Below are 24,834 nucleotides of genomic sequence, written 5' to 3'. Positions count from 1 at the left end.
CCACTCACGCCTTATCCGTCGCGGACGCCGACGGCAAGGTGAACCCGGACACCGAACGGCGCAGCTGACTGGCCATTTTCGCCAGGTTGCCGATGCTTTCGGCGGTGGCAGTGGAGCCGGACGAGGTCTGCGAGGTGATCTGCTGGATCACGTTCATCGTCAGGGAAATCTGCCCGGCCGACGACGTCTGCTGCTGCGCCGCGTTGGAAATGCTTTGAATCAGCGCCGCCAGAGTTTTCGACACGCCTTCGATTTCTTCCAGAGCCACACCGGCATCCTGCGCCAGTCGCGCGCCGCGCACCACCTCGGTGGTGGTCTGCTCCATGGAAATCACCGCTTCGTTGGTGTCGGTCTGGATCGCCCGCACCAGGGTTTCGATCTGCCGGGTGGCGGCGGACGAGCGCTCGGCCAGACGCTGCACTTCGTCGGCAACCACCGCGAAACCGCGCCCGGCATCCCCGGCCATCGATGCCTGAATCGCTGCGTTGAGGGCGAGGATGTTGGTCTGGTCGGCAATGTCGTCGATCAGGCTGACGATGTCGCCAATCTCCTGCGACGACTCACCAAGGCGTTTGATGCGCTTGGCGGTGTCCTGAATCTGTTCACGGATGTTGTCCATGCCGTGGATGGTGTTGTGCACCACCTCGTTGCCCTTGTTGGCGATTTCCACCGAACGCTCGGCCACCGCCGAGGATTCAGCGGCGTTGGCCGACACTTGGTCGATGGACTGGGCCATGTCGCTGATCGCCGTCGAGGCTTCGGAAATCTGCTGCGCCTGATGTTCCGAGGCCTGGGCCAGATGCATCGCGGTGGCCTGAGTTTCCTGCACGGCAGCGGCGACCTGGCCGGCGGTGAGGTTGATGGTGGCGACCAGATCGCGCAGTTGGTCGACCGAATAGTTGATCGAATCGGCGATGGTCCCGGTGAAGTCTTCGGTGACCGAGGCGGTCACGGTGAGGTCGCCGTCGGCAAGGTCTTCGATTTCGTCGAGCAGGCGCATGATCGCATTCTGGTTGCGCTCGTTCTTCTCGGCGGTCTCGCGCAACTGGCGGTTGGTCTCGCGGACCATGACCAGGCCGATCAGGATGATCGAGGCCAGCGCCAGCAAACCGAGCACATAGCCACCGATGGTGTCGGTGCTGCGCCCGCCGGCAAGGTTTTCGAAACCGGTGGCGAGGTGCGAGGCTTCATCGAGCAGGGTCTGCGACAGGCTGAAGATATTGCTCGCCGACTCCCGGACCTTGAACAGCTCCGGTGAGGTTTCGAGGATTTCGTCGACAGAGCCGGAGACGAACTGGAACAGCTCGGAAATTTCACTGAGCCGCGCGCGGGCGTCGCGGTCTTCGACCTGGCTGATTCTCAGGCTCGGGTTGCCTTGCAGCATGCCATTGAGCACCTGGCCGAAACGGGTGGCGTCGCGCCCAAAGGCGTCGGCGGCCTGCTGCGAGTTTTCGTCGCCGGCGAGCACGGTGTTGACCGCGCCGAGGATACGTTCGGCGAGCAACGATTGGCGCTGGGCCATGGCCACTTGCGCCGCCGGCGCGCCGCGTTGCAGGAGGATCTCGACGACTTTTTCGTATTCGATCTGCAACTGCGGCACGGTTTCGGCGAGGGTTGCGGCAACCTGATGCAGCGACAGCACGGTCTGTTCGCTGGAGAGAATTGCATCGGTGTTTTTCAGCAGGCGCTCCCAGTCCAGCTGCACGGCGCGCATTTCCGGGCGCACGGTGGCCGGCGCGGGGGGCAGACCGGTTGCCGGGTCGCCCTTCTTCAGGTAACCCCAGCGCTGGGCAAAATCGTTGCGCGCATCGCTCAGCAACTTGAACGCGGCGGCCTTGCCGGCAGCGGCTTCGGTGGCGTTCTTGGCGATGCGTTGCGACAGCACGCGCAGCTCACCGGCGTGGCCGATGTACTGCTTGTCGTAGTTGGCCTGGGTGTTGAGGTAGGCGAAGTTGGCGAACAGCAGCATGATGAACACGATCAGTGCGATGAACAGCACGACGATCTGCGAGCGACTGCGCGACCCTTCGGCCGACTTGCCTGTTTTTGCTTTTGTCATCGGTCCTCGCCTGTTTGGATGCTCACCGAAGCACCTGTGAAAACTCGCCTTGCGATGAAGATGTTGTGGCGAGGGGATTTATCCCCGATGGTTGGCGAAGCCGACCCAAAACCTGCATTCGAAATGTATTTGATACAGCTCGAATCCTGGGGCCGCTGCGCGCCCCATCGGGGATAAATCCCCTCGCCACAGGTTTCCCTTACCACACAATCTCACCATCACATGACCCATCCCCACATGGGGTTTATGGTGTTTCGACTATATCGCGACGCTCATGAACACCGGCGATCTGGCCAGCGCAAACAGGCTGAACACCCGCCAGTTCTGCTCGCGCCGAAAATAGCCTTTGACGAACTCGGCCTTGGAGCCCTGGCGTTTGCTGATCGAGATCGGCTCGAAACTGTCCTGCTCGAAATGCTGCAAACCGAACACCTCATCCACCAGCAGCCCGGCGAACACCTCCTGATGTTCCACCACCAACACCCGCCGCTGTTTGCGCAGCGGCGACAGTTCGTGGCCGAAGAACCCGCACAGGTCCATGATCGGCAGCAAACGCCCGCGCAGGTTAGCCACGCCTTTGACCCACGGCTTGACCCCGGGCAACTGGGTGAAGCGTGGCTCGTGCAGCACTTCGCTGACTTCGCCCATCGGCGCCACGTACCAGTGCTCGCCGAGGCGAAATCCGATGCCGCTCCAGCGATCCTGACGCCCGGGCTGCGACGGCAGGTCCGCCGCCAGCAGGCGACAGCGCTGGTCGATCTGCCACAGCAGTTCGAACGCGGTCAGCGATTCGCTCATGATTGCGCGATCAGCCTTTGAGCACGTTGTTCAGGGTCTTGATCAGCATGTCTTCTTCCACCGGTTTGGTCAGGTAATCCTTGGCGCCCTGACGGGTGCCCCAGACCTTGTCGGTTTCCTGATCCTTGGTGGTGATGATGATCACCGGGATGTGGCCGGTTTCCGGGTCTTTGGTCAACTGACGGGTGGCCTGGAAGCCGTTGAGGCCGGGCATGACGATGTCCATCAGCACCGCGTCGGGTTTTTCCAGACGGGCCAAGGCTACGCCGTCGGCGCCGTTCTCGGCCTTGAGCACTTCATGGCCATGCTTTTCCAGCATGCCGGTGAGTTTGTACATTTCAGTCGGCGAATCATCGACGATCAGGATACGTGCCATGGTTTTCCCCATTTTCTTGTCGACATCCCGGCCCGCTGGCCGAGCGTCACTGTACGTGTATTACTGCGGCAATACGGCGGCGAAGCCCGGAACGTGGGCCTGAATCGCGTTGAGCAGTTCTTCCTTGCTGAAAGGCTTGGTCAAAAATTGATCAGAACCGACAATCCGTCCCTTGGCCTTGTCGAACAGCCCGTCGCGCGACGACAGCATGATCACCGGCGTGGCCTTGAACGCACTGTTGTTCTTGATTAAAGCGCAGGTCTGATAACCATCCAGACGCGGCATCATGATGTCGACAAAAATGATCCCGGGGTGGTGGTCGGCGATCTTCGCCAGGGCGTCGAAACCGTCGATGGCGGTGATGACTTCGCAGCCGACATTCTTCAACAGCGTTTCGGCGGTGCGACGAATCGTTTTCGAGTCATCGATCACCATGACCTTCAAGGCGCTGGACTGCTGTTCCATAAGAGGGTTCTACCGTCGCCTTTGCGAATCAAATTGTCCGTTTTGCGATGAGTAATGGCGCCAAACCCTTGATGCTCAAGGGTCAGCGCGCTATGCCAGCCTTTTTAGCACAGTCTCCAGATGCAATCTATCGACGGGTTTTTCCTTGACCGAAAACCCTGCCAGCGCCACTCTGGCGGCACTTTTTCAATACCGATCCGGTAGCCAATTTTCGAGGAAAACCCAATGAGCGTTCGCGTCGGGATTGTCATGGACCCTATCGCCAGCATTTCCTATAAAAAGGATAGCTCGCTGGCCATGCTGCTGGCCGCGCAGAAACGGGGCTGGGAACTGTTCTACATGGAACAGCGCGACCTGTATCAGGCCGAAGGTCAGGCCCGGGCGCGGATGAAGCCGCTGAAAGTCTTCGCCAACCCGGAAAAATGGTTCGAACTGGACGCCGAGCAGGACAACCTGCTGAGCGATCTGGACGTGATCCTGATGCGCAAGGATCCGCCGTTCGACATGGAGTTCGTCTACTCAACCTACCTGCTGGAACAGGCTGAAACCGCGGGTGTGCTGGTGGTCAACAAACCGCAGAGCCTACGCGACTGCAATGAAAAACTGTTCGCCACGCTGTTCCCGCAGTGCACGCCGCCGACCATCGTCAGCCGCCGCGCCGATGTGCTGCGTGAGTTTGCCGCCAAACATGGCGACGTGATCCTCAAGCCGCTGGACGGCATGGGCGGCACTTCGATCTTCCGTCACCGTGCGGGCGATCCGAACCTGTCGGTGATTCTGGAAACCCTGACCGCCCTCGGTGGCCAGCAGATCATGGGCCAGGCCTACCTGCCAGCGATCAAGGATGGCGACAAACGCATCCTGATGATCGACGGCGAGCCGGTGGATTACTGCCTGGCGCGGATTCCGGCGCAGGGCGAAACCCGTGGCAACCTCGCGGCCGGTGGTCGTGGTGAAGCGCGTCCGCTGACTGAAAAGGATCGCTGGATCGCCGCCCAGGTCGGCCCGACCCTGCGCGAGAAAGGCCTGCTGTTCGTGGGTCTGGACGTGATCGGCGAAAACCTCACCGAAATCAACGTCACCAGCCCGACCTGCATTCGCGAAATCGACAATGCGTTCGGCACCGATATCGGCGGAATGCTGATGGATGCGATCGAAAGCAAGCTGCAAGCTTCGAGCCGCAAGCTGCAAGCCTGACGGCACGCAGCAAGCTGCAAGCTGCAAGCTGCAAGCTGCAAGCTGCAAGCCACAGACTTTGAGCCACGCGCTTTTAACTTGCCGCTTGTCGCTTGAAACTTGCAGCTGCTCCTCTATCGCTTGCAGCTAAAAACCAACATTGCGTTATCATGCCGAGCCTTTAAAAACGCGATGTTGGTTTTTCTGTCATGACCCTCCCGTCCGATCTGCCCGCAGAACTCGCCCATCGTGGCGTGCGCCCGGCCGATCGCCTCGGATTTACCCTGTTTCTCGCGGCGCTGATTCATTTGGCGCTGCTGCTCGGCGTCGGCTTCAGCATGGTCGAGCCCAAGCAGATCAGCAAAACCCTGGAAATCACCCTCGCCACCTTCAAGAGCGAAACCAAGCCGAAAAAGGCTGACTTCCTCGCTCAGGAAAACCAGCAAGGCAGCGGCACCCTGGATAAGAAAGCGATCCCCAAGACCACCGAGGTCGCGCCGTTCCAGGACAACCAGGTGAAGAAGGTCACCCCGCCACCGGCCGCCAAGCCGGAAGTGCGCGAGGCCGCGCCCAAGGCTGCGGTGACCACGGTGGCGCCGAAACAGCAAAAGGCGCCGACCAGGAAAGAAGAAACCAAGACCGAGACCAAACCCGCCGTCGACGCGCCAACGTTCGACAGCTCGCAGCTGTCCAGCGACATCGCCAGCCTCGAAGCGGAACTGGCCAACGAACAACAGCTGTACGCCAAGCGCCCGCGTATTCACCGCCTGAGCGCCGCCTCGACCATGCGCGACAAGGGCGCCTGGTACAAGGATGAGTGGCGCAAGAAGGTCGAACGGATCGGCAACCTCAATTACCCGGAAGAAGCCCGGCGCAAGCAGATCTACGGCAACCTGCGGCTGATGGTCTCGATCAACCGCGACGGCTCGCTGTATGAAGTGCTGGTGCTCGAATCCTCCGGCCAGCCGCTGCTGGATCAGGCCGCGCAGCGCATTGTGCGGCTGGCGGCACCGTTTGCACCGTTTACCGGCGATCTGTCGGATATCGACCGACTGGAAATCATCCGCACCTGGAAATTCGCCCGGGGCGACAAACTGTCCAGTAATTAAGGGCCAGATCAAAAGATCGCAGCCTTCGGCAGCTCCTACATTGGGCCTGCTTACACCCTGTAGGAGCTGCCGAAGGCTGCGATCTTTTAAAGCCTCAGCTTGTCAGTTCGCCCCTTGAACGCCACACTATCGCTCATGAAAAACCTCAGCCCCAGCTACCTCAAGCATCATTTCCTGATCGCCATGCCGCACATGGCCGACCCGAACTTTGCCCACACCTTGACCTACATCGTCGAGCACTCGGCCAATGGCGCCATGGGACTGGTGGTCAATCGACCGCAGGAGCTGAATCTGGCTGACATACTTGAGCAACTGCGCCCGGACATCGATCCGCCAGCGCTGTGCCAGCATGTGCCGATCTTCATTGGCGGGCCGGTGCAGACCGATCGCGGTTTCGTCTTGCATCCGGCGGGCAAAACCTTTCAGGCCACCGTCGAACTCGACGGTGAGCTGGCGCTGTCCACCTCGCAGGACGTGCTGTTCGCCATCGCCGACGGTGTCGGTCCGGCAAAAAGCCTGATCACCCTCGGCTACGCTGGCTGGGAAGCCGGGCAACTGGAGGCCGAACTGGCCGACAATGCCTGGCTGACCTGCCCGTACGACGCTGACATTCTGTTCAACACCAGCAGCGAACTGCGTCTGGAAGCAGCGGCCAAGCACCTGGGGATCAACCTTAATCTGCTGACCAGCCAGGCGGGGCACGCCTGATGGCCCTGCGCCTGATTCTCGGCTTCGACTACGGCACCAAACAGATCGGCGTTGCAGTCGGCCAGGTGATTACCGGCCAGGCCCGCGAGCTGTGCACGCTGAAAGCGCAGAACGGGGTTCCGGACTGGAACCAGGTCGATGCGCTGTTCAAGGAATGGAAACCCGACGCTGTGGTGGTCGGCCTGCCGCTGAACATGGACGGCACGCCGAGCGAAATGTGCCTGCGCGCAGAGAAATTCGCCCGCCGCCTCAACGGTCGCTTCAATGTGCCCTTCTATACCCATGACGAACGCCTGACCACCTTTGAAGCCAAGGGTGAGCGACTGGTGCGTGGCGGGCAGAAAGGCAGTTACCGCGACAACCCGGTGGACGCCATCGCCGCCGCCCTGCTGCTGCAGGGCTGGCTCGATGAAAACACTGCATTGTTTGAATCCTGACAAGCGCTTCGGCGCTTTTCTTTTGAGCTAAGAACCGAGCCGCGTCCGAGGACCCGGCTCGCCCCCAAGAAGGAGCAACCATGAGCCTGCCCAATCCCGCCGATCTGATCAGCCAGATGGCGACACGCCTCAAGGCGCACCTGGCCCAGCGTGAGATCAGCGAACCGCGCTACATCGGCATCCGCACCGGCGGCATCTGGGTCGCGCAGGCCCTGCTCAAGGAATTGGGCAGCGATGCGCCGCTGGGCACGCTGGATGTTTCCTTCTACCGCGACGATTTCAGCCAGAACGGCCTGCACCCGCAAGTGCGCCCCTCGGCCCTGCCCTTCGAGATCGAAGGCCAGCACCTGGTGCTGATCGACGACGTGCTGATGAGCGGCCGCACCATCCGCGCCGCGATGAACGAACTGTTCGACTACGGCCGCCCGGCCAGCGTGACTCTGGTCTGCCTGCTCGACCTGGACGCCGGCGAGCTGCCGATCCGCCCGAACGTGGTTGGCGCGACCCTGTCGCTGGCGGCCCATGAGCGGGTCAAGCTGTCCGGCCCGGAGCCGCTGACCCTCGAACTTCAAGACCTGAATCCTTAATCCGCCCTATTGAGAGTCCCCTTCGCGATGACGCCTCTAGATACCAAGCGCCCGCTGCAGCTCAATGATCAGGGCCAGCTGCGCCACTTCCTCTCGCTCGACGGCCTGCGCCGCGAGTTGCTGACGGAAATCCTCGACACTGCCGACTCGTTCCTCGAAGTCGGTGCCCGGGCGGTGAAGAAGGTCCCGTTGCTGCGCGGCAAGACCGTGTGCAACGTGTTCTTCGAAAACTCCACGCGCACCCGCACCACCTTCGAACTGGCAGCCCAGCGGCTGTCGGCGGACGTGATCACCCTGAACGTGTCGACCTCGTCGGCGAGCAAGGGCGAAACCCTGCTCGACACGCTGCGCAACCTCGAAGCCATGGCCGCCGACATGTTCGTCGTGCGCCACGGCGATTCCGGCGCCGCACACTTCATCGCCGAGCATGTCTGCCCGCAAGTGGCGATCATCAACGGCGGCGACGGCCGGCATGCACACCCGACCCAAGGCATGCTCGACATGCTCACCATCCGTCGGCACAAGGGCGGTTTTGAAAACCTCTCGGTGGCGATCGTCGGCGATATCCTGCATTCGCGAGTCGCGCGCTCGAACATGCTCGCGCTGAAGACTCTTGGCTGCCCGGACATCCGCGTGATCGCGCCGAAAACCCTGCTGCCGATCGGCATCGAGCAGTACGGCGTCAAGGTCTACACCGACATGACCGAAGGCCTGAAAGACGTCGACGTGGTGATCATGCTGCGCCTGCAGCGTGAGCGCATGACCGGCGGCCTGCTGCCGAGTGAAGGCGAGTTCTACCGTCTGTTCGGCCTGACCACCGCGCGTCTGGCCGGCGCCAAGCCGGATTGCATCGTCATGCACCCGGGGCCGATCAACCGGGGTGTGGAAATCGAATCGGCAGTGGCCGACGGCCCGCATTCGGTGATCCTCAACCAGGTCACTTATGGCATCGCGATCCGCATGGCTGTGCTGTCGATGGCCATGAGCGGGCAAACCGCGCAACGTCAATTCGAGCAGGAGAACGCCCAGTGAAGCTCAGCATTCTCGGCGCCCGAGTCATCGATCCAAGCAGCGGCCTGGATCAAATCACCGATATCCACGTTGAAGCCTGCAAGATCGTCGCCCTCGGCGCCGCACCGGCCGGTTTCACTGCCGTAGAAACCATCGACGCCCAGGGCCTGGTGGCCGCGCCCGGGCTGGTCGATCTGAACGTGGCCCTGCGCGAGCCGGGTTACAGCCGCAAAGGCAGCATCGCCAGCGAAACCCGTGCGGCAGCGGCCGGTGGCGTGACCAGCCTGTGCTGCCCGCCGAAAACCAGACCGGTGCTCGACACCTCGGCAGTGGCCGAACTGATCCTCGACCGCGCCCGCGAAGCCGGCAACACCAAGGTGTTCCCTAGTGGCGCGCTGAGCAAAGGCCTGGACGGCGAACAGCTTGCAGAGTTGGTGGCTTTGCGTGACGCCGGCTGCGTCGCGTTCGGCAATGGTCTGGAGAGTTTCCGCAACACCCGCACCCTGTGCCGGGCACTGGAATACGCGGCGACCTTCGACCTGACAGTGATTTTCAACTCGCAGGATCACGATCTGGCGGACGGCGGCCTGGCCCACGAAGGCGCAGTCGCCAGCTTCCTCGGTCTGCCGGGCATCCCTGAAACGGCGGAAACCGTAGCCTTGGCCCGCGACCTGCTGCTGGTCGAGCAAACCGGCGTGCGCGCGCACTTCAGCCAGTTGACCAGCGCTCGCGGTGTGACCCTGATCGCCCAGGCGCAGGCCCGTGGTTTGAAGGTGACGGCGGATGTCGCGCTGTACCAGTTGATCCTCACCGATGAAGCGCTGATCGACTTCAGCAGCCTGTACCACGTGCAACCGCCGCTGCGCACCCGCGCCGACCGCGATGGCCTGCGCGAGGCAGTGAAATCCGGCGTGGTGTCGGCGATCTCCAGCCACCACCAGCCGCACGAACGCGACGCCAAACTGGCGCCGTTCGGCGCGACCGAGCCGGGCATCAGCAGCGTCGAACTGTTGCTGCCGCTGGCGATGACCCTGGTTGAAGATGGCTTGCTGGACCTGCCGACCCTGCTCGCGCGCCTGAGCGCCGGCCCAGCGAACGCGCTGCGCCTGCCAGCGGGCAAACTGGCGGTGGGCGGTGCGGCGGATATCGTGCTGTTCGATCCGAAGGCCTCCACCGTGGCCGGTGAACGCTGGCTGTCGAAGGGCGAGAACTGCCCGTTCCTCGGCCACACCCTGCCGGGCGTGGTGCGTTACACCCTGGTGGATGGGCGGATCAGTCACCAGGCTTGATACCGAGTAGCCCCATTCGCGAGCAAGCCCGCTCCCACAAGGATCACTGCGAACCCTGTGGGAGCGGGCTTGCTCGCGAAGGCTTACTGGAAGGCGCCTCTGCCCTCGGCGTTGCGTACAGACACCTGATCATTCAGCGTCCAGAAGTCATACAGCACTCCGACAAAGAACAACCCGCCGGTCAGCAGGTACAGCAACCCGCTGATCCACTTGCCTTGGTACATCCGGTGCACGCCGAACACGCCGAGGAATGTCAGCAGAATCCACGCCACGTTGTACTCGATCGGTCCGGCGGCAAAACGCAGGTCGGCTTCACGGTCCATGGCCGGGATCAGGAACACGTCGATCAGCCAGCCGATACCCAGCAAGCCGAAGGTGAAAAACCAGATCGTCCCGGTGACCGGTTTGCCGTAATAGAAGCGGTGAGCGCCGGTGAATCCAAAGATCCACAGCAGGTATCCGATGATCTTGCTGTGGGTGTCTTTTTCCTGCACACGGGGTAACTGATAGCTGTTCATGAAGACCTCGATGCACGCGATAGATAAATATTCTTTAAATCTTTGTGACTTTTTTACAGGTTGCCGACGTATGGCAAATGGTACCGTGTCTACCGTCAAAGCCTTATAACACCTGACTCCTGTCGGACAATCGCGTCCATTTGCCGCCTGTTTGGTTCCGTTGCCGCCGGATTGAATCGACCAACGGCCTCGGAAGGGACCAAAAAGCTGTTATAAAGTTGCGCGCTACCACCTGAGAGCCACGCCTAATGCGACCTTTTTTCAAGACATGGCTAACTATTTGCCTATTAATGCCACTGGCCGCCCACGCCACCAATCGTGAGCAACGTCTTCCCAACGTTAACGGTTTCACCCCTAAATCCCATGCTTCGGCTCCTTCGAGCAAGAGCAGCAAACAGACGAAACACACCACGCTCGCCAGCAACAATCACGGCAAGCTGGTACCGCCGATGGCGAACAAGGAAAGCAGCAACGTCCTGAGCCGTGCGGTGAACGTCCTCGGTACTCCTTATCGTTGGGGCGGCAGCAGCCCAAGTAAAGGTTTCGACTGCAGCGGTCTGGTGAAATATGCGTTCAACGACGCCACCTTCGACCTGCCACGCACCTCCAACGCCATGGCCAGCGGGCATGGCGAGAAAGTCGAACGCAAGGATCTGAAGCCGGGCGACCTGATTTTCTTCAACATCAAGAGCCGTCGGGTCAATCACGTTGCCATCTACCTGGGCAACGACCGCTTCATCCACGCCCCGCGACGCGGCAAAGCGGTGAGCATCGACACGCTGAACAAGCCGTATTGGGAACAGCATTACGTGGTTGCCAAGCGGGTGTTGCCGAAAGAGCCTGCTGGCAAGCAGATGCGCGTCGTTCAGCGCTGAGTTGACTGATCCTGAATCTGCTCATGCAGTACTGACCCCTTCGCGAGCAAGCCCGCTCCCACAGGTGAATGCATTCCAACTGAAGGAATGCCATCAAATGTGGGAGCGGGCTTGCTCGCGAAAGGGCCGGTGAGAACACCGAAAATCCCTTTCAGAAATTATCCGGCGTACGCGCCTTCTCCCGCGCATGCTCGCGACTGATCAAGCCCTTGATCACCAGCTCCTTCAGGCACATGTCGAGTGTCTGCATGCCCAACGACCCGCCGGTCTGAATCGCCGAATACATCTGCGCCACCTTGTCCTCGCGGATCAGGTTACGGATCGCCGAAGTGCCCAGCATGATCTCGTGCGCCGCCACCCGTCCGCCGCCGATCTTCTTGATCAGGGTCTGCGAGACCACCGCCAGCAACGATTCCGAAAGCATCGAACGCACCATGGACTTCTCGTCCCCCGGGAACACATCCACGACCCGGTCGATGGTTTTCGCCGCAGAGGTGGTGTGCAGGGTGCCGAACACCAGGTGCCCGGTCTCGGCAGCGGTCAGGGCCAGGCGAATGGTTTCCAGATCGCGCATCTCGCCGACCAGAATCACATCCGGGTCTTCACGCAATGCTGAACGCAAAGCGGTGGCGAAACTGCGGGTATCGCGGTGCACTTCGCGCTGATTGATCAGGCATTTGCGCGATTCGTGGACAAACTCGATCGGGTCTTCAATGGTGAGGATATGGTGATGGCGATGGGTGTTGAGGTAGTCGATCATCGCCGCCAGCGTGGTCGACTTGCCGGAGCCGGTCGGCCCGGTCACCAGCACCAGCCCGCGCGGCGCATCGGTGATCTTGCGAAAGACATCGCCCATGCCGAGGTCTTCCATGCTCAGCACCTTCGAGGGAATGGTGCGGAACACCGCGCCAGCGCCACGGTTGTGGTTGAACGCATTGACCCGAAAACGCGCGACACCGGGGACTTCGAACGAGAAATCGGTTTCCAGGTGTTTCTCGAAGTCGACCCGCTGGGTGTCGTTCATGATGTCGTAGATCAGTTCGTGCACTTGCTTGTGATCCAGCGCCGGCAGATTGATCCGCCGTACATCGCCATCGACGCGGATCATCGGCGGCAGACCAGCCGACAGGTGCAGGTCGGAAGCGCCCTGTTTGGCGCTGAACGCCAGCAGTTCAGTGATATCCATAGCGTCCCTCAATTCCAGTAGAATGCCGCGAACCTTCAGACCGCCGGCGCCTCTTGATGTCCACGATAGCAGACAACATTCTTCAGGTTAGTTCGCGTATCCAGACCGCGACCCAGGCCGCACACCGACCTGAAAACAGCGTTCAGTTGCTGGCCGTCAGCAAGACCAAACCTGCCGAGGCCCTGCGTGAAGCCTACGCCGCCGGCCTGCGCGACTTTGGCGAGAATTACCTGCAGGAAGCGCTGGGCAAACAGCTCGAACTGGCCGACCTGCCCTTGATCTGGCACTTCATCGGCCCCATTCAATCGAACAAGACTCGCGCGATTGCCGAGCATTTCGACTGGGTGCACTCCGTGGATCGTCTGAAAATCGCCCAACGCCTGTCCGAACAGCGCCCGGCCGAGCTGCCGCCGCTGAACATCTGCATTCAGGTCAACGTCAGCGGTGAAGCCAGCAAATCCGGTTGCACCGCGGCCGACCTGCCGGCGCTGGCCGAGGCCATCAGCGCCCTGCCGCGCCTGAAGTTGCGCGGGCTGATGGCGATTCCCGAGCCGACCGACGATCGTGCCGCCCAGGACGCCGCTTTTGCTGCCGTGCAACGTTTGCAGGCCAGCCTGAACCTGCCGCTCGACACACTTTCCATGGGCATGAGCCACGACCTCGAATCGGCCATCGCCCAAGGCGCCACCTGGGTGCGGATCGGTACCGCCCTGTTTGGTGCTCGCGACTACGGCCAGCCCTGACATGGCTGACAAACCTCTGAATAAGGACCTGACATGAGCAACACACGTATTGCCTTTATCGGTGCCGGCAACATGGCCGCCAGCCTGATCGGCGGCCTGCGCGCCAAGGGTCTGCAAGCCAGCCATATCCGCGCCAGCGATCCGGGCGAAGAGACGCGCCAACGCGTCAGCGCCGAGCACGGCATCGAAACCTTCGCGGACAACGCCGAAGCCATTGAAGGCGTCGACGTGATCGTGCTGGCGGTCAAGCCACAGGCGATGAAAGCCGTGTGCGAAGCCATCCGCCCAAGCCTGAAGCCGCAGCAGCTGGTGGTCTCGATTGCTGCCGGCATCACCTGCGCCAGCATGACTGCCTGGCTCGGCGAGCAGCCGATCGTGCGCTGCATGCCGAACACTCCGGCGCTGCTGCGTCAGGGCGTCAGCGGTTTGTATGCCACCAGTGAAGTGACCGCCGAGCAGCGTCAGCAGGCTGAAGAACTGCTGTCCGCCGTGGGTATCGCGCTGTGGCTGAATGAAGAACAGCAACTTGACGCGGTCACTGCGGTGTCCGGTTCCGGCCCGGCGTACTTTTTCCTGCTGATCGAAGCGATGACCGCCGCCGGCGTCAAACTCGGTCTGCCCAAGGAAATCGCTGAGCAACTGACCCAGCAGACCGCTCTGGGCGCCGCGCACATGGCCGTTTCCAGCGATGTCGACGCTGCCGAGCTGCGCCGCCGCGTGACCTCGCCAAACGGCACCACCGAAGCCGCCATCAAATCGTTCCAGGCCAGCGGCTTCGAAGCCCTGGTGGAAAAAGCACTCGGCGCCGCCGCGCACCGCTCGGCCGAAATGGCCGAACAACTGGGCAAATAAGGAGCCTTACATGATTGGATTGAACACCGCAGCGGTTTACGTGCTGCAAACCCTGGGCAGCCTGTACCTGCTGATCGTGTTGCTGCGCTTCGTCCTGCAATTGGTGCGGGCGAACTTCTACAACCCGCTGTGCCAGTTCGTGGTCAAGGCCACGCAGCCGCTGCTCAAGCCCCTGCGCCGGATTATCCCGAGCCTGTTCGGCCTCGACATGTCGTCGCTGGTGCTGGCGATTCTGGTGCAACTGGCGCTGATGGCCCTGACCCTGCTGCTGACCTACGGTACCACCGGCAATCCGCTGCAGCTGTTTATCTGGTCGATCATCGGCGTCACCGCGCTGTTCCTGAAGATCTTCTTCTTCGCCCTGATCATCAGCGTGATCCTGTCGTGGGTCGCTCCGGGCAGCCATAACCCGGGCGCCGAGCTGGTCAATCAGATCTGTGAACCGGCCCTCGCGCCGTTCCGCAAGATTCTGCCGAATCTCGGCGGTCTGGACCTGTCGCCGATTTTCGCCTTCCTCGCGCTGAAGCTGATCGACATGCTGGTGATCAATAACCTCGCGGCGATGACGATGATGCCGGAAATCCTGCGCCTGCTGATGTGAGCTGGTTTCGCTGGGACGGGGACGATCTGATCCTCGAATGTCATCTGCAACCGGCAGCCCGCAGCGATGATTTCGCCGGGCTGCACGGCGATCGCCTGAAGATCCGCCTGACCGCACCACCGGTGGAGGGCAAGGCCAATGCGTATCTGCTGGGCTTTCTGGCCAAGGCTTTCGGGGTGTCCAAGAGCCAGGTGAGTTTGCTCAGCGGCGAGTTGAATCGGCAGAAACGGGTGAAGATCTGTTCGCCGAAGAAGCTGCCGGAGTTGCCGGGGTTGGTTGGGCGCTTGCCTTGAATGTTGCGGCGTCCGTGCCCCTCACCCCAGCCCTCTCCCCCTGGAGAGGGAGCCGACCTATGGTGTTTTCAAAACTTGGGTTCGACTCGATATCCCACGTCGGCGTATCTCGAACATCCACCCCAGTCAGTCCCCACTTTCTCCGGGAGAAGGAGCCGATTTGGGTGATTTTCAAGGCCTGAGTTCGACTCGATAGATCAGGTCGGCGTAGCTCAAAAGAGCACCTCGGTCAGTCCCCTCTACCTCTGGGAGAGGGCTAGGGTGAGGGCCGCTTGCCGCTAACCCCACCGGTCTTTAGACTTACGCCTCATTTCAACGAGAGCAGGGTCGATGCCAGCTGCCTTTCCCCCCGATTCTGTTGGTCTGGTGACGCCGCAAACGGCGCACTTCAGTGAACCCCTGGCCCTGGCCTGCGGCCGTTCACTGGCCGCCTACGACCTCATCTATGAAACCTACGGCACGCTGAACGCACAGGCGAGCAACGCCGTGCTGATCTGTCATGCCCTGTCCGGGCATCACCATGCCGCCGGCTATCACAGCGTCGATGACCGCAAGCCCGGTTGGTGGGACAGCTGCATCGGCCCCGGCAAGCCAATCGACACCAACAAGTTCTTTGTGGTCAGCCTGAACAATCTCGGCGGCTGCAACGGCTCCACCGGGCCGAGCAGCATCAACCCGGACACCGGCAAGCCGTTCGGCGCCGATTTCCCGGTGCTGACCGTGGAAGACTGGGTGCACAGTCAGGCGCGTCTGGCGGATCTGCTTGGCATTCGCCAGTTTGCCGCAGTGATCGGCGGCAGCCTCGGCGGCATGCAGGCCCTGCAGTGGACCATCACCTACCCGGATCGCGTGCGGCACTGCCTGGCCATCGCCTCGGCACCCAAGCTGTCGGCGCAGAACATTGCTTTCAACGAAGTGGCGCGGCAGGCGATCCTCACCGACCCTGAGTTCCACGGCGGTTCGTTCCAGGAGCAAGGCGTGATCCCCAAGCGCGGGCTGATGCTGGCGCGGATGGTCGGGCACATCACTTACCTGTCCGACGACTCCATGGGCGAGAAATTCGGCCGTGGTCTGAAGAGCGAAAAGCTCAACTACGACTTCCACAGTGTCGAGTTCCAGGTCGAAAGCTACCTGCGTTATCAGGGCGAAGAGTTTTCCGGGCGTTTCGACGCCAACACTTATCTGTTGATGACCAAGGCGCTGGACTACTTCGATCCGGCGGCGAACTTCGACGATAACCTGGCGAAAACCTTCGAGAACGCCACGGCCAAATTCTGCGTGATGTCGTTCACCACCGACTGGCGCTTCTCCCCGGCCCGCTCGCGCGAGCTGGTGGACGCACTGATGGCGGCGCGCAAGGACGTCAGCTATCTGGAAATCGACGCTCCGCAGGGCCACGACGCCTTCCTGATTCCGATCCCGCGCTATTTGCAGGCGTTCGGCAATTACATGAACCGAATTACGGTGTGAACAAGCCATGAGAGCTGATCTGGAAATCATCCAGGAATGGATCCCCGCCGGCAGCCGCGTGCTCGACCTCGGTTGCGGCGACGGCGAACTGCTGACCTGGCTGCGCGACCACAAGCGGGTCACCGGTTATGGCCTGGAAAACGACCCGGACAACATCGCCGAGTGCGTGGCCAAGGGCATCAACGTCATCGAGCAGGACCTGGACAAGGGCCTCGGCAACTTTGCCAGCAACAGCTTCGACATCGTGGTGATGACCCAGGCCCTGCAGGCCGTGCATTACCCGGACAAGATCCTCGACGAAATGCTCCGGGTCGGGCGCCAGTGCATCATTACCTTCCCCAACTTCGGCCACTGGCGCTGCCGCTGGTACCTGGCGAGCAAGGGGCGGATGCCGGTGTCGGAGTTTCTGCCATACACCTGGTACAACACGCCGAACATCCACTTCTGCACCTTCGAAGACTTTGAAGAACTGTGTCGCGAACGCGATGCGAAGGTCATTGATCGGCTTGCCGTGGATCAACAGCACCGCCACGGGTGGGCCAGTAAGCTGTGGCCTAATCTGTTAGGTGAGATCGGTATCTACCGCGTCAGCAGCCCGGTGCTTGCAGATCATCGGCTCGCCGTCTGAACCACGATATCTGGAGGAGAATGAGCATGGGTCGTCTAGCGTTGTTGGTAATAACCGCCTGCCTGAGCGTCAGCGCCCTGGCAGCCGACGTCATCAAGGGCGAGCGCAAGGAAGTGTTCAGTGACGTGACCGTGCATTACAACACCTTCAACTCCACCTATTTGCAGCCGGACATCGCCCGGGCCGCCGAGCTGATCCGCAGCAAGAACCAGGGCGTGATCAACGTCTCGGTGATCAAGGACGGCAAACCGCTGATCGCCACCGTCACCGGCACGGTCAAAGACCTGACCAGCAACAGCGTGCCGCTGAACTTCCGCCAGGTCACCGAACAGGGCGCGATCTACTACATCGCCCAGTTCCCGGTGGAGCAGCAGGAAACCCGCACCTTTGAAATCAAGGTGCAGAACGGCGACAAGATCGACACCATCAATTTCAACCAAGAACTCTTTCCCGGCGAATGATGAACATCAAGCAACTCGTACTGGCCAGCCATAACGCCGGCAAACTCAAGGAACTCCAGGCCATGCTCGGCGATTCGGTGCAACTGCGCTCGATCGGCGAATGGAGCAAGGTCGAGCCGGAAGAAACCGGGCTGTCGTTCGTCGAGAACGCAATCCTCAAGGCGCGCAATGCCGCACGCATTTCCGGCTTGCCGGCGCTGGCTGACGATTCCGGTCTGGCGGTGGATTTCCTCGGCGGCGCCCCGGGCATCTATTCCGCACGTTATGCCGATGGCAAGGGCGATGCAGCGAACAACGCCAAGTTGCTCGATGCCCTTAAAGGTGTGCCGGAAGCCGAGCGCGGCGCGCAGTTCGTCTGTGTGCTGGCGTTGGTGCGTCACGCCGACGATCCGTTGCCGATCCTTTGCGAAGGCTTGTGGCACGGGCGCATCCTCACCGCCGCCAGCGGCGAACACGGTTTCGGCTATGACCCATTGTTCTGGGTGCCAGAGCGTGACGTATCCAGCGCCGAACTGAGCCCGGCCGACAAGAACCAGATCAGCCACCGCGCCCGCGCAATGGCGTTGCTGCGCCAGCGTCTGGGCCTGCAATGACCGACAGCCCCTCCGCGTCGTCGCTGATCATCGGCGGCGCCGCCTCCTCGCCTCGGGCGCCGCTGCCAACGCTGCCGCCCTTGGCGCTGTACATCCACATTCCGTGGTGTGTGCGCAAATGTCCGTATTGCGATTTCAACTCGCACACCGCCAGCCCGGTGCTGCCGGAGCAGGAATACGTCGACGCCTTGCTGGCCGATCTCGATCAGGACCTGCACGCGGTGTACGGCCGGGAAATCAGCTCGATCTTCTTCGGTGGTGGCACACCGAGCCTGTTCAGCGCCGAAGTGCTGGGCCGTCTGCTCAAAGGCGTCGAGCAGCGAATTCCGTTCGCTGACGACATCGAAATCACGCTGGAGGCCAACCCCGGTACCTTCGAACAAGAGAAATTTGTCGCCTACCGCAAACTGGGGATCAATCGCCTGTCGATCGGCATCCAGAGTTTCCAGCAGCAGAAGCTGGAAGCGCTCGGACGCATTCACAACGGCGACGAAGCGGTACGCGCGGCCGGCATGGCGCGGCAGGCCGGGTTCGATAACTTCAACCTCGACTTGATGCACGGCTTGCCCGATCAGTCGCTGGAAGATGCCTTGAGCGACCTGCGCCAGGCCATCGAACTGAAACCAACGCACATCTCCTGGTATCAACTGACGCTGGAGCCGAACACCGTATTCTGGAATCAGCCGCCGGTGCTGCCGGAAGACGACACACTGTGGGACATCCAAGAGGCCGGGCAGGCGCTGCTGGCCGAGCACGGTTATGCGCAATACGAAGTATCGGCCTACGCCCAACCCGGTCGCCCGGCGCGGCATAACCTCAATTACTGGAGTTTCGGCGACTTTATCGGCATCGGTGCCGGCGCTCACGGCAAGCTCAGCCATCCGGACGGGCGCGTCGTGCGCACCTGGAAAACCCGACTGCCGAAGGACTATCTGAACCCGGCCAAAAGCTTCCAGGCCGGCGAGAAAACGCTGAGCAACGACGAGATGCCGTTCGAGTTCCTGATGAATGCCCTGCGCCTGACCGCCGGGGTCGAATCGCGCCTGTATACGGAGCGCACCGGCCTGCCACTGGAAAGTCTCGCCGAGCAGCGCCGCGAGGCCGAACAAAGCGGCCTGATGCAGGTCGAACCGTCACGTCTGGCGGCCACCGAGCGCGGACAACTGTTCCTCAACGATTTGCTGCAGACATTTCTGAGCTGAGCCCAGCTCAAACGGCTGCCCTAAGGAAAACCGCATGGATTTGATACTCGACCTGCTCGCCACCGTGTCCCGCTGGAGCCGCAGCAACCTCTCGGAAATCGCCCTGGCCCTGGTCGGCTGCCTGCTGGTGCTGTTCGGCGCTGACTTCAAAGGCTGGGTCGAGCAACGTCTGGGCAGCATCGCCGGCGCCTTGCGCGTACCGCTGATGTCGCTGCTGTGCGTGATCGGCAGCGGCGCGGCGCTGATCTATGCCACGCCTTGGGTGGTCAAGGGTTTGAGCCAGTTCAACAACTACAGCCTGGCGCCGGTGTTGTTGGTGGTGCTGGTGCTGATCGGCGTGGTTGCTGATCGCCGCTGACTTGCCAGCCGATTGAGCGTTCCTACGCTTCGCGTGGGAACGATCAGATCAAAAGATCGCAGCGTGCCGCAGCTCCTACAGCGCGTGGTTCTTCCTTTTTTACTGTTAGTCAGGGACGTTCATGAGTAAAAAAACGCTGGACGAGACAAGCAAGTTTCTCAGCTTCGTGTTGCGTCACGAGCCTCAAGCGATTGGTCTTACGCTGGATTCGGATGGCTGGGCAGATATCGACGCACTGATTAATGGCGCTGCGCGTGACGGTCGTAACCTCGATCGCGATTTGATTGAAACGGTGGTGGCAAGTAGCGACAAAAAGCGTTTTGCGATTTCTACTGACGGCTTGTGCATCCGCGCTGTTCAGGGCCACTCGACGAAGACTGTCGAGTTGCAGTTCGACGAGAAACCCCCACCGCAAACGCTGTATCACGGCACCGCGACGCGTTTTCTCGATTCGATCAATGAACAAGGTTTGATCCCTGGATCACGCCATCACGTGCATCTTTCGGAAGAGATCGCCACTGCCACTTCCGTAGGTCAACGCTACGGCAGCGTAGTGATCCTCGCGGTCGCCACGCAGCAGATGCTGGAAGAAGGCTTCAAGTTCTATCAGGCCGAAAATGGCGTCTGGTTGACAGAGCAGGTGCCCGCTCGATTTCTTGCGCCCCTGTAATCTCCTAATACACAAACAACTGTTAGAGCGAATCTGCTCGCGAAGGCGTCTTAACATCCAACAACATCGTTGATTGTCAGACCGCTTTCGCGAGCAGGCTCGCTCCCACTATTGGGCCTTGGTTCAATGATTCTTCGATAAGCGGCTCTGCGCCTGAAGGATCGCCTTGAGGCCAACGGAATCCTTGCAGCCCAGCGCTATCGCTTTATCGAAGTGTTCGATATTGCCGCTGTCGCGCATATCGCTGCCGTTCACACGAGTCAATGCGAGTATGTAGTAGGCCTCAGCCCGAAACTGGTCTTCGGACAATACCAAGCCAGCTGCGCGGGCTCGCATGGCGGCCATCGGCCCGACCTTGCCGGCAGGCGCCCCGTGTTCTTCGAAACACAGCGAACGTTTGGCCTGCAACGGATAGTCGTCAGCATGCGTATCAGGCTTGAGCAGCAACTGCTCGAGAGACTGCAAGAATTTCAAATGATCAGGATTTTGCGCATCAAATCGTTCATACGCTTTGTCGCACAAATGGTAATAGCCCACCGCAGCCGCTAACAATCCATCATCCATGGCCTGCTGATAAAGACCACAGGTCTGTAAGCGCGTCTGCTCGGAAAACATCGGGTTGTCCTGCAGGCTGGCCAGAACATAGGTGGCCAGCGTGTGCCCGCCGTCCGACGCATGCTTGAGGTTGTCCACAAGAGCCTCGAGATCACCTTCGGCAACGCGCAACTGTTCAGGGGTGTATTGCACGCTTTCCCCGGCGGCCTCACGCTTGATCCGGTCATTGGCGTCGCGCTCGATCTTTGCCGCCGTTCTCTGCGCACTCGCGAAGTATTCCTCGGGGCTGACTACCCGTTCGCACGCTGCGCAACAAATGAGACCCAGAACCAGCGTGCAGGCAAAAATGGTTTTCAAGATTTGTCGTCCTTTACAAATGGGGGCCTCGAGCTTTCGGCGGATCATAGCCAAACTTGAGCAAACTCCAGAAACAGCTGTAGGAGCTGCGGCACGCTGCGATCTTTTGATCTTCAAATCCAGATCAAGAGATCGCAGCGTGCCGCAGCTCCTACATTGAGTGTTGCGTAGCGCTTACGACAGTTTTTCGAACTTCAGGTCCCACACGCCATGCCCAAGACGTTCGCCGCGGCGTTCGAACTTGGTGATCGGGCGTTCGGCCGGGCGCGGTACGCATTTGCCGTCTTCGGCGAGGTTGCGGTAGCCCGGGGCGACGTTCATCACTTCCAGCATGTACTCGGCGTACGGTTCCCAGTCGGTGGCCATGTGCAGGATGCCACCGACCTTCAGCTTGCTCCGTACCAGTTCGGCGAAGGACGCCTGAACGATACGACGCTTGTGGTGACGGCTCTTGTGCCATGGGTCCGGGAAGAACAGCATCAGGCGATCGAGGCTGTTGTCGGCGATGCAGCGGTTGAGCACTTCGATCGCGTCGCAATCGTAGACCCGCAGGTTGGTCAGGCCCTGGGTCAGCACGCCATTGAGCAGCGCGCCGACACCCGGACGGTGCACTTCCACACCGATGAAGTCCTGATCCGGCGCAGCGGCGGCCATTTCCAGCAGCGAGTGGCCCATGCCGAAACCGATCTCCAGCGAGCGCGGTGCCGAACGGCCGAACACTTGATCGTAATCCACCGGCGCGTCGGCCAGCGGCAGCACGTACAGCGGCGCGCCCTGGTCCAGGCCGCGTTGCTGGCCTTCGGTCATGCGCCCGGCGCGCATCACGAAACTCTTGATGCGGCGGTGTTGGCGCTCGTCGCCCTCTTCCGTCTGGATAGGCGTGTCGTTCGATTCAGTCATCAATGGCTCTTACTTGATCAGACCATCCAGCGGCGAAGAAGCGCTGGCATAGAGTTTTTTCGGCATACGGCCAGCGAGGTAGGCCAGGCGGCCTGCAACGATGGCGTGTTTCATGGCTTCAGCCATCATCACGGGCTGCTGCGCATGGGCGATCGCCGAGTTCATCAGCACCGCATCGCAACCCAGCTCCATGGCGATGGTCGCGTCGGACGCAGTACCGACACCGGCATCGACCAACACAGGAATTTTCGCTTCTTCGAGGATGATCTGCAGGTTGTACGGGTTGCAGATCCCCAGGCCGGAACCGATCAGACCGGCCAGCGGCATCACCGCGATGCAGCCGATTTCCGCCAGCTGGCGCGCGATGATCGGATCATCACTGGTGTAAACCATCACGTCGAAGCCTTCCTTGACCAGCGTTTGCGCGGCCTTGAGGGTTTCGATCACGTTGGGGAACAGGGTTTTCTGGTCGGCCAGCACTTCCAGCTTCACCAGATTGTGGCCGTCGAGCAGCTCACGGGCCAGGCGGCAGGTGCGCACGGCTTCGATGGCGTCGTAGCAACCGGCGGTGTTCGGCAGGAAAGTGTAGCGCTCCGGCGACAGCACATCGAGCAGGTTCGGTTCGCCGGCGATCTGGCCCAGGTTGGTGCGGCGCACGGCGAACGTGACGATCTCGGCACCCGAGGTCTCGATGGCCTGACGGGTTTCTTCCATGTCACGGTACTTGCCGGTACCAACCAGCAAACGCGACTGGTAAGTACGACCGGCCAGAACGAAAGGCTTGTCGCTACGAACGATGCTCATGGGGAATCCTCTTGAGGGGTGAGGGTCTTGCAGAATGCTGTGCCCTTGCGCGCCGGACGATCAGCCGCCGCCGATGGCGTGTACCACTTCGACGTTGTCGCCGTCGTTGAGAACGGTGTCGGCATGCTGGCTGCGCGGGACGATATCCAGATTGAGTTCGACTGCCACCCGGCGACCGGTCAGGTCCAGACGGGTAATCAGGGCCGCAACGGTCTCGCCGTCGGGCAGTTCAAGGGATTCGCCGTTCAACTGAATGCGCATGCCGGATGCCGCCATCATTTTTAGGGGCTGGCATTCTAGCCCGATCAGTCAGACTGACCCAAGCCATTCGTCTTGAAAGCCAGTGCCCCGGTGAAATGCCTGACCATGCACGCGTGCAGGAGCTGCCGCAGGCTGCGATCTTTTGATTGTGTTTTTCAGGATCAAAAGATCGCAGCCTGCGGCAGCTCCTACAGTATTGGCGGTGGGCTCAGGTCAAGCGCCAGGCGGCGAGACCCAGGCACAGCCAGCCGATCAGAAATGCGAGGCCGCCGAACGGGGTGATGATGCCGAGCTTGCTGATGCCGGTGGTGGTCAGCAGGTACAGACTGCCGGAGAACAGCAGGATGCCGACGCTGAACAAGGCACCGGCCCAGGTGATCAGACGTCCCTGAATCTGCGTGGCCAGCAGCGCTACGCCGAACAACGCCAGAGTGTGCACCAATTGATAGGTCACGCCAGTATGGAAGATCGCCAGATACTCGGGCGTGAGGCGGCTTTTCAGGCCATGAGCGGCGAATGCGCCGAGGGCGACGCCGGTAAAACCAAAGAAAGCGGCCAGCATCAGAAAGCCACGCAGCATGTGGAACTCCAGTCAGACTCGTTCGGCAGGGTCTGTATAATGGCTCGCTCTATCGGTTCGGCCAAGCCATCTCTATGCTGCGTTCACTTTTGCGTCGTCTCACGAAGGCCCTGCTCTGGTTCGCGGGTGGCAGCGTTTTGCTGGTATTGATCTTTCGCTTCGTACCGCCGCCAGGTACAGCGCTGATGGTCGAGCGCAAGATCGAATCCTGGGTCGACGGCGAGCCGATCGACCTGCAGCGCACCTGGAAACCGTGGGACGAGATCTCCGACGACCTCAAGGTGGCGGTCATGGCCGGCGAAGACCAGAAGTTTCCCGAGCACTGGGGTTTCGACTTCAGCGCGATCCAGGCCGCGCTGGCCCACAACGAACTCGGCGGCTCGATTCGCGGCGCCAGCACCTTGAGTCAACAAGTGTCGAAGAACCTGTTCCTGTGGTCCGGTCGCAGCTATCTGCGCAAAGGCCTGGAAGCCTGGTTTACCGCATTGATCGAAGTGCTCTGGCCCAAGCAGCGGATTCTTGAGGTGTACCTCAACAGCGTCGAATGGGACGACGGTGTATTTGGCGCCGAAGCGGCGGCACGGCATCACTTTGGCGTGAGCGCGAAGTCGCTGTCGCGCCAGCAAGCAAGTTATCTGGCGGCGGTGCTGCCCAATCCGCGAGTGTGGAGCGCCAGCCATCCGACGGCGTATGTGTCGCGCCGGGCGGGGTGGATCCGCCAGCAGATGAGCCAGTTGGGCGGGACCAGCTATTTGCTGGGGCTGGATGATTCGCGTCGGGCGCCTTGGTCTGAATAGCGCTGAAGATCACCTGTGGGAGCGAGCTTGCTCGCGAATGCGGTGGATCATTCAGCACTGGCGGTGACTGACACTCCGCCTTCGCGAGCAAGCTCGCTCCCACATGGGTTTTGTG

General features: G+C 61.1%; 31 protein-coding genes. 20 read left to right on the top strand and 11 right to left on the bottom strand.

Annotated features, from left to right (window positions below; translation table 11 throughout):
* Positions 1 to 4: 4 nt before the first annotated feature.
* From ACXR0M_RS02695 to pilG, 4 genes are all read right to left on the bottom strand, one after another.
* Positions 5 to 2,059, bottom strand: a complete 2,055-nt coding sequence (locus ACXR0M_RS02695) for a methyl-accepting chemotaxis protein (RefSeq protein WP_458829659.1) — start codon at positions 2,057 to 2,059, stop codon at positions 5 to 7.
* A 258-nt stretch (positions 2,060 to 2,317) separates the two neighbouring features.
* A complete protein-coding gene (locus ACXR0M_RS02690) occupies positions 2,318 to 2,857 on the bottom strand; it encodes a chemotaxis protein CheW (RefSeq protein ID WP_458829657.1) in 540 nt (179 codons plus the stop codon).
* Between the two features lie 10 nt (positions 2,858 to 2,867).
* Positions 2,868 to 3,233 (bottom strand): twitching motility response regulator PilH, encoded by a 366-nt coding sequence (pilH, locus tag ACXR0M_RS02685; protein ID WP_458829653.1) that lies wholly within the window; start codon positions 3,231 to 3,233, stop codon positions 2,868 to 2,870.
* Positions 3,234 to 3,293: 60 nt separating this feature from the next.
* Positions 3,294 to 3,698 (bottom strand): twitching motility response regulator PilG, encoded by a 405-nt coding sequence (gene pilG / locus ACXR0M_RS02680; RefSeq protein ID WP_016772743.1) that lies wholly within the window; start codon positions 3,696 to 3,698, stop codon positions 3,294 to 3,296.
* 225 nt (positions 3,699 to 3,923) lie between these two features.
* Here pilG and gshB point away from each other — a divergent pair, with 225 nt between their 5' ends.
* The 7 genes from gshB to ACXR0M_RS02645 all read left to right on the top strand — a co-directional run bounded on the left by gshB (position 3,924) and on the right by ACXR0M_RS02645 (position 10,015).
* A complete protein-coding gene (gene gshB / locus ACXR0M_RS02675) occupies positions 3,924 to 4,895 on the top strand; it encodes a glutathione synthase (protein WP_458829650.1) in 972 nt (323 codons plus the stop codon).
* A gap of 188 nt (positions 4,896 to 5,083) precedes the next feature.
* Positions 5,084 to 5,983: a TonB family protein gene (locus ACXR0M_RS02670; RefSeq protein ID WP_458829648.1), complete on the top strand. Its 900-nt coding sequence runs from the start codon at positions 5,084 to 5,086 to the stop codon at positions 5,981 to 5,983.
* Between the two features lie 135 nt (positions 5,984 to 6,118).
* Positions 6,119 to 6,691 carry a YqgE/AlgH family protein gene (locus ACXR0M_RS02665; protein WP_458829646.1) on the top strand — a complete coding sequence of 191 codons (573 nt, stop codon included), beginning with the start codon at positions 6,119 to 6,121 and terminating at the stop codon, positions 6,689 to 6,691.
* Positions 6,691 to 7,128 carry a Holliday junction resolvase RuvX gene (ruvX, locus tag ACXR0M_RS02660; protein ID WP_458829644.1) on the top strand — a complete coding sequence of 146 codons (438 nt, stop codon included), beginning with the start codon at positions 6,691 to 6,693 and terminating at the stop codon, positions 7,126 to 7,128. The genes ACXR0M_RS02665 and ruvX overlap by 1 nt, the downstream gene beginning before the upstream one ends.
* Positions 7,129 to 7,208: 80 nt before the next feature.
* On the top strand, positions 7,209 to 7,715 hold the full coding sequence (gene pyrR, locus ACXR0M_RS02655; RefSeq protein ID WP_123469541.1) for a bifunctional pyr operon transcriptional regulator/uracil phosphoribosyltransferase PyrR: 507 nt from the start codon (positions 7,209 to 7,211) through the stop codon (positions 7,713 to 7,715).
* Positions 7,716 to 7,742: 27 nt separating this feature from the next.
* On the top strand, positions 7,743 to 8,747 hold the full coding sequence (locus tag ACXR0M_RS02650) for an aspartate carbamoyltransferase catalytic subunit (protein WP_007913665.1): 1,005 nt from the start codon (positions 7,743 to 7,745) through the stop codon (positions 8,745 to 8,747).
* Positions 8,744 to 10,015 carry a dihydroorotase gene (locus tag ACXR0M_RS02645; protein ID WP_458829641.1) on the top strand — a complete coding sequence of 424 codons (1,272 nt, stop codon included), beginning with the start codon at positions 8,744 to 8,746 and terminating at the stop codon, positions 10,013 to 10,015. The genes ACXR0M_RS02650 and ACXR0M_RS02645 overlap by 4 nt, the downstream gene beginning before the upstream one ends.
* Positions 10,016 to 10,098: 83 nt before the next feature.
* Here ACXR0M_RS02645 and ACXR0M_RS02640 read toward each other — a convergent pair whose 3' ends face one another.
* Complete coding sequence (locus ACXR0M_RS02640) at positions 10,099 to 10,533, bottom strand: NINE protein (protein ID WP_458829639.1); 435 nt, start codon at positions 10,531 to 10,533, stop codon at positions 10,099 to 10,101.
* Positions 10,534 to 10,781: 248 nt separating this feature from the next.
* Here ACXR0M_RS02640 and ACXR0M_RS02635 point away from each other — a divergent pair, with 248 nt between their 5' ends.
* On the top strand, positions 10,782 to 11,408 hold the full coding sequence (locus ACXR0M_RS02635; protein ID WP_128615070.1) for a C40 family peptidase: 627 nt from the start codon (positions 10,782 to 10,784) through the stop codon (positions 11,406 to 11,408).
* A 151-nt stretch (positions 11,409 to 11,559) separates the two neighbouring features.
* Here ACXR0M_RS02635 and ACXR0M_RS02630 read toward each other — a convergent pair whose 3' ends face one another.
* Complete coding sequence (locus ACXR0M_RS02630; RefSeq protein ID WP_458829637.1) at positions 11,560 to 12,594, bottom strand: type IV pilus twitching motility protein PilT; 1,035 nt, start codon at positions 12,592 to 12,594, stop codon at positions 11,560 to 11,562.
* 56 nt (positions 12,595 to 12,650) lie between these two features.
* Here ACXR0M_RS02630 and ACXR0M_RS02625 point away from each other — a divergent pair, with 56 nt between their 5' ends.
* From ACXR0M_RS02625 to ACXR0M_RS02575, 11 genes are all read left to right on the top strand, one after another.
* Positions 12,651 to 13,337 carry a YggS family pyridoxal phosphate-dependent enzyme gene (locus ACXR0M_RS02625; protein WP_458829635.1) on the top strand — a complete coding sequence of 229 codons (687 nt, stop codon included), beginning with the start codon at positions 12,651 to 12,653 and terminating at the stop codon, positions 13,335 to 13,337.
* A 33-nt stretch (positions 13,338 to 13,370) separates the two neighbouring features.
* On the top strand, positions 13,371 to 14,189 hold the full coding sequence (gene proC / locus ACXR0M_RS02620; RefSeq protein WP_458829633.1) for a pyrroline-5-carboxylate reductase: 819 nt from the start codon (positions 13,371 to 13,373) through the stop codon (positions 14,187 to 14,189).
* Between the two features lie 10 nt (positions 14,190 to 14,199).
* Positions 14,200 to 14,790, top strand: coding sequence for a YggT family protein (locus ACXR0M_RS02615; protein ID WP_041063533.1), 591 nt, complete (start codon positions 14,200 to 14,202; stop codon positions 14,788 to 14,790).
* The gene (locus tag ACXR0M_RS02610; RefSeq protein ID WP_458829631.1) at positions 14,787 to 15,083 is read left to right on the top strand and encodes a DUF167 domain-containing protein; all 297 of its coding nucleotides are present in this window, start codon (positions 14,787 to 14,789) and stop codon (positions 15,081 to 15,083) included. Before ACXR0M_RS02615 ends, ACXR0M_RS02610 begins: the two co-directional genes overlap by 4 nt.
* 330 nt (positions 15,084 to 15,413) lie before the next feature.
* The gene (gene metX, locus ACXR0M_RS02605; protein ID WP_458829629.1) at positions 15,414 to 16,553 is read left to right on the top strand and encodes a homoserine O-succinyltransferase MetX; all 1,140 of its coding nucleotides are present in this window, start codon (positions 15,414 to 15,416) and stop codon (positions 16,551 to 16,553) included.
* A 7-nt stretch (positions 16,554 to 16,560) separates the two neighbouring features.
* The gene (metW, locus tag ACXR0M_RS02600) at positions 16,561 to 17,181 is read left to right on the top strand and encodes a methionine biosynthesis protein MetW (RefSeq protein WP_458829627.1); all 621 of its coding nucleotides are present in this window, start codon (positions 16,561 to 16,563) and stop codon (positions 17,179 to 17,181) included.
* 26 nt (positions 17,182 to 17,207) lie between these two features.
* Positions 17,208 to 17,642: a DUF4426 domain-containing protein gene (locus tag ACXR0M_RS02595; protein WP_458829625.1), complete on the top strand. Its 435-nt coding sequence runs from the start codon at positions 17,208 to 17,210 to the stop codon at positions 17,640 to 17,642.
* Positions 17,639 to 18,235, top strand: a complete 597-nt coding sequence (gene rdgB / locus ACXR0M_RS02590) for an RdgB/HAM1 family non-canonical purine NTP pyrophosphatase (RefSeq protein ID WP_458829623.1) — start codon at positions 17,639 to 17,641, stop codon at positions 18,233 to 18,235. Before ACXR0M_RS02595 ends, rdgB begins: the two co-directional genes overlap by 4 nt.
* Positions 18,232 to 19,437: a radical SAM family heme chaperone HemW gene (hemW, locus tag ACXR0M_RS02585; protein WP_458829621.1), complete on the top strand. Its 1,206-nt coding sequence runs from the start codon at positions 18,232 to 18,234 to the stop codon at positions 19,435 to 19,437. Before rdgB ends, hemW begins: the two co-directional genes overlap by 4 nt.
* Positions 19,438 to 19,471: 34 nt before the next feature.
* On the top strand, positions 19,472 to 19,795 hold the full coding sequence (locus tag ACXR0M_RS02580; RefSeq protein WP_064116274.1) for a DUF3392 domain-containing protein: 324 nt from the start codon (positions 19,472 to 19,474) through the stop codon (positions 19,793 to 19,795).
* A 121-nt stretch (positions 19,796 to 19,916) separates the two neighbouring features.
* Positions 19,917 to 20,465: an RNA 2'-phosphotransferase gene (locus ACXR0M_RS02575; RefSeq protein ID WP_458829619.1), complete on the top strand. Its 549-nt coding sequence runs from the start codon at positions 19,917 to 19,919 to the stop codon at positions 20,463 to 20,465.
* A 123-nt stretch (positions 20,466 to 20,588) separates the two neighbouring features.
* Here ACXR0M_RS02575 and ACXR0M_RS02570 read toward each other — a convergent pair whose 3' ends face one another.
* The 5 genes from ACXR0M_RS02570 to ACXR0M_RS02550 all read right to left on the bottom strand — a co-directional run bounded on the left by ACXR0M_RS02570 (position 20,589) and on the right by ACXR0M_RS02550 (position 23,922).
* The gene (locus ACXR0M_RS02570; protein ID WP_458829617.1) at positions 20,589 to 21,377 is read right to left on the bottom strand and encodes a hypothetical protein; all 789 of its coding nucleotides are present in this window, start codon (positions 21,375 to 21,377) and stop codon (positions 20,589 to 20,591) included.
* Positions 21,378 to 21,551: 174 nt separating this feature from the next.
* The gene (gene trmB, locus ACXR0M_RS02565) at positions 21,552 to 22,277 is read right to left on the bottom strand and encodes a tRNA (guanosine(46)-N7)-methyltransferase TrmB (protein ID WP_064589653.1); all 726 of its coding nucleotides are present in this window, start codon (positions 22,275 to 22,277) and stop codon (positions 21,552 to 21,554) included.
* 9 nt (positions 22,278 to 22,286) lie between these two features.
* Positions 22,287 to 23,081 (bottom strand): thiazole synthase, encoded by a 795-nt coding sequence (locus ACXR0M_RS02560; RefSeq protein ID WP_458829615.1) that lies wholly within the window; start codon positions 23,079 to 23,081, stop codon positions 22,287 to 22,289.
* A gap of 60 nt (positions 23,082 to 23,141) precedes the next feature.
* Entirely contained in the window at positions 23,142 to 23,342 is a 201-nt protein-coding gene (thiS, locus tag ACXR0M_RS02555) for a sulfur carrier protein ThiS (protein WP_458829613.1), read from the bottom strand.
* Between the two features lie 208 nt (positions 23,343 to 23,550).
* The gene (locus tag ACXR0M_RS02550; protein WP_458829611.1) at positions 23,551 to 23,922 is read right to left on the bottom strand and encodes a DUF423 domain-containing protein; all 372 of its coding nucleotides are present in this window, start codon (positions 23,920 to 23,922) and stop codon (positions 23,551 to 23,553) included.
* A 74-nt stretch (positions 23,923 to 23,996) separates the two neighbouring features.
* On the opposite strand from ACXR0M_RS02550, the gene mtgA reads away from it, so the two are divergent.
* Entirely contained in the window at positions 23,997 to 24,719 is a 723-nt protein-coding gene (mtgA, locus tag ACXR0M_RS02545) for a monofunctional biosynthetic peptidoglycan transglycosylase (protein ID WP_458829609.1), read from the top strand.
* Positions 24,720 to 24,834 lie beyond the last annotated feature (115 nt).

This window comes from Pseudomonas sp. Eth.TT006 (genome assembly GCF_054456575.1).
This window is presented reverse-complemented; position numbering and strand designations above follow the sequence as displayed.